Here is a 13286-nt window from a genome sequence, read left to right as displayed (position 1 = left end):
ATGAATGGGCCTTATACTGACTACTAACAATGTCCTTTCACTAATTGAAGTAAATTTTATTGATCGATCTTAAGTTCATAAAGAGTCAATTTGAGGGCAGTTAGTGAAATTTTTTTGAATATTATTTTAAATGTTAAGTTACTTTTAGCCAAGATATCGTGATTAAGTCAAATGTTATGCAAGTATTTTCAGTAAATGCTATCTTTTTTGTGGCGCTTAATAAATAATGATGCTATCAATAAAGGCGTTTTTGAGCACATAATGCTCTAGCAAGTTATTAGTGTGATTAGATAAATACCATTTCGATTATAAATCGTAAGCTGTCAAGCAACTTTTTCATTTGTTGAATGACCGAAAACAAAGTCTACACTTTGGGTAAGTAGCTACTTTAAAAGATAACTTTACAAAAAAGCATATATTTTTTTTGTTTTTTTTTATGTTAAATATTAAAGTATCAGTCCATAAATATTAATGGTTGGTTTAATTTTTTTGTGTTTTAATTATGCAATGACCTAAACTACAAATAAGTCGTATTTTTAACTAGAAATAGTTATGCATCAAAACTTATTAAACCATAATATGGTATTGCAAACATATTGCTAATTCACATAAGGGATAAGGTATGAATAATTTTTACGGTCGTTCTTTTTTAAAACTTTCAGACTACACTTCTGATGAAATACATCAATTATTGACCTTAGCTCATGTACTTAAAACCTCAAAGAAAACGGGCACTGAAAGCAAATCTCTAGAAGGCAAAAATATCGCATTAATATTTGAAAAGGACTCTACTCGTACTCGGTGTGCATTTGAAGTGGCTGCATTTGATCAAGGGGCACATGTGACTTACTTAGGACCTTCAGGCAGCCAATTTGGCCATAAAGAGTCGGTCAAAGACAGTGCAAGAGTGCTAGGACGCTTTTATGATGCAATAGAATACCGTGGTCATGGACAAAAAATCGTAGAAGAGTTATCTCAATATGCTGGTGTTCCGGTATGGAATGGCTTAACTAACGAATTCCATCCAACTCAAGTATTGGCAGATCTTTTGACCATGACAGAACATTGTAAACTACCACTAGAAGAACAAAAATTAGTATATGTCGGTGATGCTCGTAACAACATGGGGTACAGTTTACTTGAAGCGGCAGGTTTAATGGGCTTTACTCTAACTTTGATTGCGCCTAAGGCATTTTGGCCTGATGAAAATTTTATCTCCCAATGTAAGAAAAAAGCCCTGTTGAGTGGAGGTAAAATTGATATCACTGAGTCCATTTCTGAAGGTGTGATAGGTGCTGATTTTATCTATACAGATGTTTGGGTCTCGATGGGAGAGTCTAAATCTGTTTGGGAAGAAAGAGTTAATTTATTAAAGCCTTACCAAGTGACGATGAGTATGCTAGAAAAAACAGGGAATCCAAATATTAAATTTATGCACTGCCTACCTGCATTTCATGACTCTGAGACAGTGATAGGTGCTGAACTTGCTAAGCAATTTGATATGCCTAATGGAATTGAAGTCACTAATGAAGTCTTTGAATCAAGCCATAGCATTGTTTTTGATCAAGCTGAAAATAGGATGCACACCATTAAGTCTGTCATGGTCGCAACGCTATCCCCTTTACTTTATTAATATGTTTGCTTTCATTGGCAATTAGTGAATTTTCTAATTGTCCTTAAGGTGCGCGTTAACAAGATTAAAATTGGGCAATTCTTAGAAAAATAGGGCAATCACTAAAATGTTCAATTAATTCTTGCAAATTATCTCTTAATGATTTATCGTAATATCATTATTTATTTATGTTACTTGAACTAACTGAAAATGTTATTCACTTATTAAGGTATAGACTATGTTTGATTTAAATTTATTTTTACATCATCACCATCACACTGAATGATCTTTCAGGTGATATGCTTGGAAGAAATATAACTTCCAAGCGGTCTAAACTCTACTACTGACCCTCGGGAGATTACTTTCGGGGGTTTTTTTATGGTGATTTATAAAACATATGTGTAATTTTTAACAAAAAACTTCAATAAAATTTTCATAAAACTCTAAGGAGAGAAGAATGCTATCTAAAAATCGTTTACGTATTGCTATGCAAAAATCGGGTCGTTTAAGTGACGGATCTCGCGAACTGTTAGCTAATTGTGGCGTAAAAATTAACTTGCATACTCAACGTCTTATTGCATTTGCTGAGAATATGCCTATTGATATTCTTCGAGTCAGAGATGACGATATTCCTGGACTGATAATGGACGGGGTTGTTGATTTAGGTATTGTTGGGGAAAATGTCCTTGAAGAAGAATTACTAAGCAGAAGGGCAAAAGGTGAGGCGCCAAGTTATAAGATGCTAAGACGCTTAGATTTTGGTGGATGCCGCCTTTCATTAGCGTCTCCTGTTGATACCGAATTTAATGGCGTAAAAAGTCTTGAAGGTGCTAGAATTGCCACTTCTTATCCTTATATTTTAAGGGATTATCTACAAAAACAAGGTGTTACATTTAAGCCTTGTTTACTTAATGGTTCTGTAGAAGTCGCTCCAAGAGCAGGACTCGCTGATTTAATTTGTGATTTAGTTTCCTCTGGTGCAACACTTGAAGCGAATGGTCTAAAAGAAGTGGAAGTCATTTATCGTTCAAAGGCTTGTTTAGTACAACGTGAGGGTGAAATGAGCCCTGAACGTCTAGCACTCATCGATAAATTGTTGACCCGTATACAAGGGGTTATTCAGGCCCGTGAGTCTAAATATATTATGATGCATGCACCGAAAGATAAATTAAATGAGATTGTTGCCTTGATGCCAGGGGCAGAAAACCCAACCTTGTTGCCATTAGCAGGTGATGAAAGTAGAGTTGCACTTCATATGGTAAGTTCAGAGAATTTATTTTGGGAAACAATGGAAGCAATTAAAGCCTTAGGAGCAAGTTCCATTCTTGTTCTTCCTATTGAAAAAATGATGGAGTAGAGAACCATGGCGGATTTTTCTTTTAAACAACCTATTATTTGGGCTGATGCAGAACTAAAAGTACGACAAGCTTTGCTGCAGCGACCTGCGATGTCAGTAAATGCGTCAACAAGCAAAGTAGTCAGTGATATTATCATTAAAGTGAAACAAAAGGGTGATGAAGCAATAAAATCTTTTGCTCAACAATTTGATAAAACTGAATTAAAAACCATAAAAGTTAGTCGTGAAGAAATTGAATCAGCTCAAAGTCGCCTATCAGAGGCTTTAAAACAAGCTATTTTAGTTGCTAAAAATAACATATCACGTTTTCATGAGGCGCAGGTTCCTAAAGTTATAGAAGTTGAAACCATGCCTGGTGTGGTATGTCGTCAGGAAACAAGACCTATTGAGTCAGTTGGATTATACATACCGGGTGGAAGTGCTCCTCTTTTCTCTACTGTTTTGATGTTATCCGTTCCTGCGAAAATTGCAGGATGCAAGAGATTAGTTCTTTGTTCCCCACCGCCTATTGCGGATGAAATATTATATACAGCGGCATTATGTGGTGTTGATGAAATTTTTCAAGTAGGTGGGGCTCAAGCGATTGCAGCCATGGCTTTTGGTACAGAGACTATTCCAAAAGTAGATAAGATTTTTGGACCAGGCAATAGCTATGTTACAGAAGCGAAAAGACAAGTTTCTCAAGCAATTGATGGTGCAGCAATTGATATGCCAGCAGGGCCATCCGAGGTGCTAGTGATTGGAGATCATCGTGCAAACCCTGACTTTATTGCAAGTGATTTACTTTCGCAAGCTGAGCATGGGCCTGACTCTCAAGTGGTTTTAGTCACAGAGTCTGAACAATTAGCTTTACAAGTCGTTGAATCAACTTTAAAACAATTAAGCACATTACCAAGACAAGAGACTGCAACAGAAGCTCTTAGACATTCTCGGATAATCATAACTGAACATATCAATGAAGCCATCCATGTGAGTAATTTATATGGACCTGAGCATCTTATCCTTCAAATTGAAAATGCCTCTAGTTATGTTTCTCAAATAACGAATGCAGGATCTGTCTTTGTCGGAGATTATTCACCAGAATCTGCTGGGGATTATGCCTCTGGTACAAATCATGTCCTTCCGACCTATGGATATACCAAAACTTATTCAAGTCTTGGGCTGGCAGATTTTCAAAAAAGAATGACGGTTCAAGAACTGAATCAAGAAGGATTGATGAATTTAGGGGCCACGGTTGAAATTATGGCGAGTGCGGAACAACTCATAGCACATAAAGAGGCCATATCTGTACGTTTAGCACATATTAATGCCAAGCGATTAGTTAAATAGTGTGATGCCATTTTAGATATTTTTCATTCCATGAGAGATTAATTATGACAAATCAAAACCAAATGCAAAATGATGTGCAAGAATTATTAAAAAAAATCACAAGAAAAAATGTACAAGACTTAACACCTTATCTATCGGCAAGGCGTCTGGGTGGAAAAGGTGACGTTTGGTTAAATGCAAATGAGTACCCTATCACTCCAAAACTCACTGTGCACTCTGATTTAAATCGTTATCCTGAGTGTCAACCTTTGGCGGTAATTACAAGGTATGCTGAGTATGCTGGCGTAAATCCAGATGAAGTTCTCGTAACTCGTGGCGCCGATGAAAGCATTGAATTATTACTAAGGGCATTTTGTGAACCAGGTAAAGATGCGGTGATGTATTGTCCTCCCACTTATGGGATGTATAGCGTCAGTGCTGAAACATTTGGGATACAACAAAAAATAGTCCCCTCAACAAAAGATTGGCAACTCGATCTTGAGGCTATAGCTTCACAGATGGCGGATGTCAAATTAATCTATGTCTGCAGCCCTAATAATCCAACAGGAAATTTACTTCATGATGCGGATTTAATTAAATTGCTAGAAATGACCCAAGATCGAGCGATTGTCGCTATTGATGAAGCATACATTGAATTTTGTTTACAGAATAACAAAACCGCATGGTTAAAACGCTTTCCTCATATGGTGATTTTAAGGACATTATCAAAAGCTTTTGCGCTTGCCGGTTTGCGTTGCGGTTTTACACTTGCCCATAGGAATATTATTGACACATTATTAAAAGTGATAGCTCCTTATCCATTAGCAGCTCCTGTTGCAGATATGGCTGCACAAGCTTTGTTACCTGAGGGCATTGAAACCATGAAACAAAGAGTACTTGAAATTGAAAAAAATAGGACTTATTTGATTGAAGCGCTTAGTCATGATGAACGAGTTGTGCAGATCTACCCAAGTTTTACTAATTATATTTTAGTTAGATTTAAAGATTCAGCACCTATTTTTAAAGGATTATGGGACAGTGGTGTGATTTTAAGAGATCAGAGTAAACAACTAGGATTAGAAAATTGCATCAGGATTACTATAGGAACAGAAGAAGAGATGCAAGCTGTTGTAAGGGTATTGAGATCTCTAACAGTAGCATAAGAAAATAATGTTAAGAATTATTCTAAGAAAATGACAATAAAATCTTAGAAGTTAGATTAATTTTGAATGATATAAAGCTAAGGATAAATCATTTATTTTTCCTTAGCTTTTTTAGCCTACTTTTAGTAGGTTTGTTTTACTGAACGTAATAGATGCTTTTGAATAAATTATGGCAGTTAGAGAGTTGTTACTTAACGAATTCAATTCAATAAACAGCGTTTAAGTCGATTTTTGTTGTAATTAGAAGCAGCATGGCAGTAGCTTAACTTTGCTAGATGAGTTGTTTATTTACATGTTGAAAATTTTCGTGAAAAAAAGTAATGTATGGGATAAAATTGCATATCTTAATATTGATATTCGAATCATAAAAAACTAACAAAACTAACAAAACTAACTAGAGTTTATTATGTTAAGTCTTTTGTTATCAAAGACATTATTTCAAATGAAACGCAGAGATTAGGAGTAAAAATGAGTGTAATTAAGTGTCCACACTGTTTTACGGTTTCAGATCATGGAGTGAATATATGCAAAGGCTGTCGTGCCGAGGTGAGATATGGTTTTGGAAAACGTAGCGTTATTGTGAGTTTTATTTTATCTTATTTTGCAGCAACAAATACTATTCATCTACTGGCTTCATTCCTGCCGTGGATAACAATAGATAAAAGTAATGGTTTTATTGTTATCGGTGTATTTTTAGTTGTTTATTTTTCGATTATGCTTTTTATATGCAATAAATTATTTAAAAACTCCATTCGATTTATCAGATTTACGAGAATCTAATCAAATCAATGCAATTAGGATACGAAAATGCGGCTAATTTAGGTAGGAATTGGCTCTAAATTAGTACAAGCCGTTGGCTCCTTATTATATTGTGATGACATATGACTTTGAGTTAAGTCTGTTCAAAAAATTAACAAATGCCGTTAGTTTTTTATATACTGGGCTAGCAGTTGATAAAAAATACCAGAGTCCTATCAATATAGTCCTAAATGTGTTCTCTAATAGAATTTAGGACTAAACTTCTCTAAGTTATCCTTTTTTGTTTCAATAGTATTTTAATACAACAAAGAATAAAATTTACGACGGTATTGCGATGCTAAAGGATCACCTGTACCTAAGGCAGCCAATATATCTAAAAATGATTTTTTCATTTCACCGTCCAAGCAGTTCATCTCTTTTTTAAGAACCTCAAAAAGGCTAGATAAAGCCTCTTCATTTCGTCCAACTTGATGTAGTTGAAGAGCTAATGTATTGATTGCTCGAAAATCATTTGGATTTTCCGTCACTTGTAGCTGCAATTGTTGTATTTCAGGGGAATCGGCCGCTTTTCGTGCTAATTCAATTTGTGCCAGTAATCCTTGATAGAGTGAATCTCTATCTTGTGGTAATAAATGGGTCAATGTTTCCTCTGCATCATCAATACGTGAAAGGATAATTTGTGTTTCGGCTAATTTTAGAACAATGTCTTTGAAAATTGGGGCTTTGTTATCTGAAGCCTTAAATGCAGTTCTTAGCAGACTAAGTGCCTCTTGATACTGTTCTTCTGCTATGTGCCCTAGCGCTGCATGGAATGCTTGCTCAGCCTCTGAAGGTAGGGCATCTGCTAAAAATGCTTTGAGTTCTTCATAAGATTGTGGCCCTTGAATGGCATTAATCGGCTGACCGTCTTTAAATAGATAAAAAGTTGGTAAGGCTTGAAGTCCAAATTGTTGAGCTATGCCCATTTGTTCATCACAATTAACTTTGGCTAATATAAATAAGCCTTGGTACTCATTAGCTAAAGATTCCATCAATTGAGTTGAGGTTTGACATTCAGGAATTTGGGATGAAAAAAAATAAAATACCAAGGGTAACTCAGTGGATTGCCCTAGCACTTCTCTGATATTTTCGGTTGTGATATCAACAATCGTTAAAATCTCATTATTCATGGTGATGTTTCTTCCTCATTCAATCGTAAAAGTTAAGTTATATAAAAGTTTTGACTTGGCTTAGTGGGTTTAAAATGAAAAAAACACAAAGCCATTATTTCCAGCGTTTTCTAAAACTAAACATCGTTTCTTTAGTAGGTGATTTTACTACTTGAGAAATCAAAACAATAATGCTTATGAATAAAAAAACGCTAAATATACCAGTCATCCATTGGGATATTTCTAAGCCTAAAATTGCCCCTTGTATGTCAGAGCATAGACCTTTAGCTTCAAAAATAGAGGGAATCCATTCATTCCACTTCAAACCAAAATAGAATCTGGGGAATAAATCGCATTTATCCATTGGAGTAGGAAAAAATTGCATTTTTACTTGTAACCAACTATAACTCAAGCCATAGGCGGCAGAGTAAATCCAAAGGCCAATCGCAGTTATTCTTATAACAAAATTTTTTGGCGCGATCATGCCTAAAATTGAGGCAAACCAAATCCCTAAAATGGCTGTTCTTTGATAAATACATAACACGCAAGGTTGCATATCAAATCCATGCTGTAAGATTAATGCAGTACACAGCATGAAAGTTGTGATAACAAAAAGCAAGAACCAGGCCTTTTTGCCTATTGAAATCGATTTAAGATATTTTAACATTAGTGATTTCTCCTTGTTATCAACATTTGCTTTGGGTTTATCTTGCGTAATTTAGACAAATAATCCGAACAAATGCTGCTATATGATAACTTAATGCTGACCTATTGAACTAAACTTTACGTGGTCTTCTTGCTGCTGTTGCCATTTTATTATGGCGCTGTACTGCACGTCTGATTTGCCCCGTTTTAAGTTTTTTCTTATCTTGCTGTGGATTCACTTTTCCTTGGGTCTCTTTAGGTAACTGAACTAATTCACGCAGATAGTTGACATTATTGATGTCCATTTCTTGCCAACCCCCTCTAGGTAATCGAGTAGGAAGTGAAATATTGCCGTAACGAATCCTAATTAAGCGGCTTACTTGTAAATCAACCGCTTCCCAAATGCGTCGGACCTCACGATTACGGCCTTCCGTTAGCACAACATTATACCACTGATTAATGCCTTCACCGCCGGAAGCTGTTAGCTTTTTAAATGAGGCTGGGCCATCTTCAAGCTGAACTCCTCGAGTCACCATCCTTTTTTTATCATCCGTCACTTCACCGAAGACACGTACAGAGTATTCACGTTCGATTTCATTGCTCGGATGCATTAATCTATTGGCTAACTCTCCATCATTGGTAAATAGTAACAAGCCAGAAGTATTAATATCTAGTCTCCCTACAGCAATCCAACGACCATGGCTTATCTTCGGTAATCTTTCATACACAGTAGGTCGCCCTTCAGGATCATTCCTAGTACAAATCTCACCCTCAGGTTTATAGTAGATAATTACTCTACATTTTTCTTGTTCAGGCTCCTTAATAGAGATGATTTTCCCATCCACCCTAATTTTTAGGTCAGGAGAGATAATGACCCGCTCACCTAAATGGGCTATTTTACCATCTATACTGACCCGTCCTGCTTCGATTAATACTTCAACTTCACGTCGTGATCCTAAGCCTGCTCTGGCTAATACTTTTTGTAGTTTTTCACTACCAGGTACTGATGGCGTGTTATTTTCATGTACAGTTTTAGAAGCAGTATTTTTTACTTGCGATGTTAAACGTTTGGATGGAGCAGCGTGAGTTGTTTTATTATCTCTTTTAAGGGCATCTTTTGCACCATTTTGAGAAAATGAAGGCTTGTTGGAGCGTTTATTGTTTTTATCAGATTGATTTTTAGAATCTTTGCGTGTGCTAGACTCAGTATTTTTTTTTGAAAATTCAGTTCTTTTTATCATGGAGTTTACCTACAGGCGCCTTCACAGACGTCATTAATGAAGAGGGGGAATGTGTACTTATAACTAACAGGAGAAATAAGTGTTGATAATAAATATAGCTCATTAAGCTTTATCTCTGTTTGATTATAGCATTGATTAGCGAGAATGAAATAGTTCTATTTTGTGAGATTGTAAGATGTTTTAACTACAAAGATTGATAGGAATGAAATAGGCGATTAAAAGTAGGATAAAAAAATCGCCGCTAGATATGAAAACTTAGCGGCGAGGGAGATTAAATAGTTTTTAAATTATCAGTGTATTACTATTTTTTTGAAGAGTTAATTAATTCTGTAATTCCACCGATTGAACCTAAAATATTAGTGGCATCTAAAGGCATCATAACTACCTTACTGTTTTCAGATGAACCTATTGCAGTAAGGGCTTCAGTATATTTTTGTGCAACGAAATAGTTAATGGCTTGTAAGTCACCAGAAGAAATAGCGTCTGAAACCATACGTGTTGCATTGGCTTCAGCTTCAGCTGCTCTTTCTCTCGCCTCAGCTTGTAAAAATGCAGATTGTTTTTCCCCTTCAGCTTTGAGAATTTGCGACTGTTTTTCTCCTTCAGCCTTTAATATAGCAGCTTGTCGAATACCTTCTGCTTCAAGAATATCAGCACGTTTAGTTCTTTCTGCTTTCATCTGTGCATTCATCGCATTAACAAGTTCTACTGGCGGTCTTACATCTCTAATTTCGATTCGGGTAATCTTTACACCCCAGGGGTTTGTGGCTTCATCAACAATGCTAAGTAAGCGTCCATTGATAACATCTCTTTGGGACAACATTTCATCTAATTCCATTGCACCAAGTACAGTTCTGAAGTTAGTCATCGCCAAATTAACAATAGCGGCTTCTAAGTGGCTAACTTCATAAGCAGCTTTTGCTGCATCAATTACTTGAATAAAACAGATGGCATCGATAGAGACATTCGCGTTATCACGAGAAATTACTTCTTGAGATGGAATATCTAACACTTGTTCCATCATGTTGATTCTACGACCCACTTTATCAATCATGGGAACAAGAAAATTTAATCCCGGTTTTAATGTTTTAGTATAACGACCAAAGCGTTCTACGGTCCATTGGAATCCTTGAGGGACAACTTTGACAGATGAATAGATCAGTATGACCGCAAAAATAACGATAATAATAGGAAAAATATTAAAATCACCTAAAATTTCATTGAACATATGAATTTCCTTAAATAAATATTAAACACATAAATAAGTTTTTAGAATGGATTGTCATCAAAAACATATTGATGATCAATTGCCTATTTAAAAACACGCAAAAGAATTACACGGATAATTCACCATAAAGATCATATTCATCACTGTCATTGATCACTACCTTGACAATTTGACCTGGCAAGAATGAAGAAAGATCACCTGTGATAAACACATTTCCATCGATTTCAGGTGCATCTGCTTTACTTCTGCCTATGGCGCCTTCCTCTTCAATTTCATCAAGCATAACTTCTAATGTTTTACCTATTTTTTCTTTTAGTCGCTGGGTAGATATCTCTTGTTGTAATAGCATAAAGCGATTAAAGCGATCTTTTTTAATGTCATCAGGGACCGGATCATTTAGTTCATTCGCCTTAGCGCCTTCAACAGGGCTGTATTCAAAACATCCAACTCTGTCTAATTTTGCTTCTTTAATAAAGTCAAGCAACAGTTGAAAATCTTCTTCAGTTTCACCAGGGAAGCCTACGATGAAAGTCGATCTGAGGGTTATCTCAGGGCAAATTTCTCTCCAGTGCTTTATACGTTCTAACGTTCTTTCTATACTTCCCGGACGCTTCATTAATTTTAATATTTTAGGGCTAGCATGCTGAAGAGGGATATCTAAATAAGGTAATATTTTTCCTTCTGCCATCAAGGGAATAACATCATCTACATGAGGATAAGGATAGACATAGTGAAGTCTCACCCAAATACCTAAACGACTTAAAGCCTCACATAACCCATTTAGATGTGTTTTGACAGGCTCTCCTTGCCAAAAGCCTGTTTTGTGTTTTACATCGACACCAAATGCTGAAGTGTCTTGGGATATGACAAGCAGCTCTTTAACTCCTGCATCGGCAAGACGTTTTGCTTCATCAAGGATACTACCAATTTCACGGCTATCTAAATCACCGCGCATTGAAGGTATAATACAAAAGGTACAGCGATGATTACATCCTTCCGAAATTTTTAAGTAGGCATAATGTTTAGGTGTTAATTTAATGCCTTGTTCTGGCACTAAACTTAAAAAAGGATTGTGCGCAGGTTTTGGCAAATACGTATGAACATGTTTGAGCACTTCTTCGTAACTATGTGGGCCTGTTATCTCTAAAACTTGTGGATGCACTTCTCTGATTTGATTTTCTTTGGCACCAAGACAACCTGTGACTATCACTTTGCCATTCTCACTAAGTGCTTCTGCTATGGTTTCAAGGGATTCTTGAACTGCACTATCTATAAAACCACAGGTATTAACAATCACGAGATCTGCGTCATCAAAAGAAGGTACAACTTGATAACCCTCAATCTTTAATTGTGTTAAAATTCTTTCAGAGTCCACTAAGTTTTTAGGGCAACCTAAAGAAATAAATCCGACCTTTGGGGTTTGAGATTTTAAAATAATACTTTTAGAGTCAGCGTTTTGCGACATGTCAATTCCTTGGTTATTCTTAATTCAGTACGAGAAGCACTCACAATGGCTTTAACTTGCTATTGTACACTCTTAATCAATAGGATGTTAGATTTAATAATAAAAAAATGCGATTTTTTCTCGCTTCATACAGTTTTTTGTTTTCTTAATTTCATCCTCAAACGTAAAACCATTTTTAATAAATAAAGCAAAAATGAATCAGATAAAAATTAAACCGATAAACACCTTAAAACTTAAAAGAGCTCTTTATGGGCAAAAAGAACCCAAGAATCTATTTCCTTTTGATGCTGCAGATGAGTACTTACTAGAAACGCTCCATGAAAGCACGTATAGTAATATTCAAGGTCCAGTTATTATCTTTAATGATGCTTTTGGTGCACTATGCACTGCGTTATCTTCTTTGCATCCTTACCACGTTTCTGATTCATTTGTAAGTCAATTATCACTAAGGGAAAATTTACAGCGCAATCAGATAGAAAGTAGTCAAGTAACTATATTGGAAAGTAATGCATTGCTGCCAAAAGCTCCTGCTCTCATTATCATAAAAATCCCCAAATCCTTATCTTTGCTTGAGCATCAGATAGAGCAGATCAAAGCAATTATGAGCGATAAAACGAAAATTATTGGTGCAGCAAAAGCCCAAGATATCCACACATCTACTTTAAAATTATTTGAAAAAATAGGGCTCACTACGACCAGTCTCGCGAAGAAAAAGGCGCGGTTAGTTTTTTGTATCCCGAATGTTACCTCGCAAGAACAGCCATTAGGTGAATTCGTACAGATAACACCTAAAGTGTCTACCTTTAATCTTGATGGACAAACAGTGATATCGAATTATCCGAATGTATTTTCTAGAAATCAGTTAGATATTGGCGCCAGGTTTTTTATAGATCATCTACCCGCTGATTGTTCTGGTACATTTGTGGACTTAGGTTGTGGCAATGGAGTCATTGGGCTGACTTTGCTAAAAAAAAATCCAGATGCTAAAGTTATATTCACAGATGAATCTTATATGGCATTGGAATCAAGCCGTTTAAATGTATTAACTCATCGAGCAGACTGTCTGGATAGATGTGAATTTTTGATCATGGATGCATTACAAGGATTTCCTTCCTCAACCGTTGAGAGGATTTTTTGTAATCCCCCTTTCCATCAACAAAATACACTCACAGATCATATTGCTAGAAATATGTTTTTAAATGCAAAAAATAGCTTAGTGAAGGGCGGTGAGCTTATGATTGTCGGGAATAGGCATTTGAATTATTACCAACAATTAAAAAAACTATTTGGCAATTGTATTAATGTGGCAGGAAATAAAAAATTTGCTATCTTAAAAGCAACTAAGATGGTTTAACTCATT

Annotated in this window: 10 protein-coding genes, 1 pseudogene and 1 other annotated feature; of the genes and pseudogenes, 6 read left to right on the top strand and 5 right to left on the bottom strand. The window is 35.8% G+C overall.

Features of this window, described 5'->3' with window-relative positions; genetic code table 11:
- Positions 1–622: 622 nt before the first annotated feature.
- From argF to ACFFIT_RS01550, 5 genes are all read left to right on the top strand, one after another.
- Entirely contained in the window at positions 623–1633 is a 1011-nt protein-coding gene (gene argF / locus ACFFIT_RS01570; protein ID WP_385875755.1) for an ornithine carbamoyltransferase, read from the top strand.
- 240 nt (positions 1634–1873) lie between these two features.
- Positions 1874–1992 (top strand) — a sequence feature (His leader region).
- Between the two features lie 77 nt (positions 1993–2069).
- Positions 2070–2969 carry an ATP phosphoribosyltransferase gene (gene hisG / locus ACFFIT_RS01565; RefSeq protein WP_385875753.1) on the top strand — a complete coding sequence of 300 codons (900 nt, stop codon included), beginning with the start codon at positions 2070–2072 and terminating at the stop codon, positions 2967–2969.
- A 6-nt stretch (positions 2970–2975) separates the two neighbouring features.
- Complete coding sequence (gene hisD / locus ACFFIT_RS01560) at positions 2976–4298, top strand: histidinol dehydrogenase (protein WP_385875751.1); 1323 nt, start codon at positions 2976–2978, stop codon at positions 4296–4298.
- Between the two features lie 62 nt (positions 4299–4360).
- Positions 4361–5440, top strand: coding sequence for a histidinol-phosphate transaminase (hisC, locus tag ACFFIT_RS01555; RefSeq protein ID WP_385875903.1), 1080 nt, complete (start codon positions 4361–4363; stop codon positions 5438–5440).
- Positions 5441–5908: 468 nt separating this feature from the next.
- On the top strand, positions 5909–6220 hold the full coding sequence (locus ACFFIT_RS01550; RefSeq protein ID WP_385875749.1) for a hypothetical protein: 312 nt from the start codon (positions 5909–5911) through the stop codon (positions 6218–6220).
- Positions 6221–6495: 275 nt separating this feature from the next.
- Here the strand turns inward: ACFFIT_RS01550 and ACFFIT_RS01545 are convergent, their stop codons facing one another.
- From ACFFIT_RS01545 to rimO, 5 genes and pseudogenes are all read right to left on the bottom strand, one after another.
- The gene (locus ACFFIT_RS01545; protein WP_385875747.1) at positions 6496–7368 is read right to left on the bottom strand and encodes a co-chaperone YbbN; all 873 of its coding nucleotides are present in this window, start codon (positions 7366–7368) and stop codon (positions 6496–6498) included.
- A 94-nt stretch (positions 7369–7462) separates the two neighbouring features.
- Positions 7463–8014, bottom strand: a complete 552-nt coding sequence (gene dsbB, locus ACFFIT_RS01540) for a disulfide bond formation protein DsbB (protein ID WP_385875746.1) — start codon at positions 8012–8014, stop codon at positions 7463–7465.
- A 109-nt stretch (positions 8015–8123) separates the two neighbouring features.
- Positions 8124–8987, bottom strand: a pseudogene (gene rluB / locus ACFFIT_RS01535) (23S rRNA pseudouridine(2605) synthase RluB); the annotation flags it as partial.
- 547 nt (positions 8988–9534) lie between these two features.
- Positions 9535–10461 (bottom strand): SPFH domain-containing protein, encoded by a 927-nt coding sequence (locus ACFFIT_RS01530; RefSeq protein WP_385875744.1) that lies wholly within the window; start codon positions 10459–10461, stop codon positions 9535–9537.
- 106 nt (positions 10462–10567) lie between these two features.
- The gene (rimO, locus tag ACFFIT_RS01525) at positions 10568–11926 is read right to left on the bottom strand and encodes a 30S ribosomal protein S12 methylthiotransferase RimO (RefSeq protein WP_385875743.1); all 1359 of its coding nucleotides are present in this window, start codon (positions 11924–11926) and stop codon (positions 10568–10570) included.
- 193 nt (positions 11927–12119) lie between these two features.
- On the opposite strand from rimO, the gene ACFFIT_RS01520 reads away from it, so the two are divergent.
- Positions 12120–13280, top strand: coding sequence for a methyltransferase (locus ACFFIT_RS01520; protein ID WP_385875741.1), 1161 nt, complete (start codon positions 12120–12122; stop codon positions 13278–13280).
- The last annotated feature ends 6 nt before the right edge of the window (positions 13281–13286 follow it).

This window comes from Thorsellia kenyensis (assembly GCF_042432445.1).
GTDB lineage: Bacteria > Pseudomonadota > Gammaproteobacteria > Enterobacterales > Thorselliaceae > Thorsellia > Thorsellia kenyensis.
This window is presented reverse-complemented; position numbering and strand designations above follow the sequence as displayed.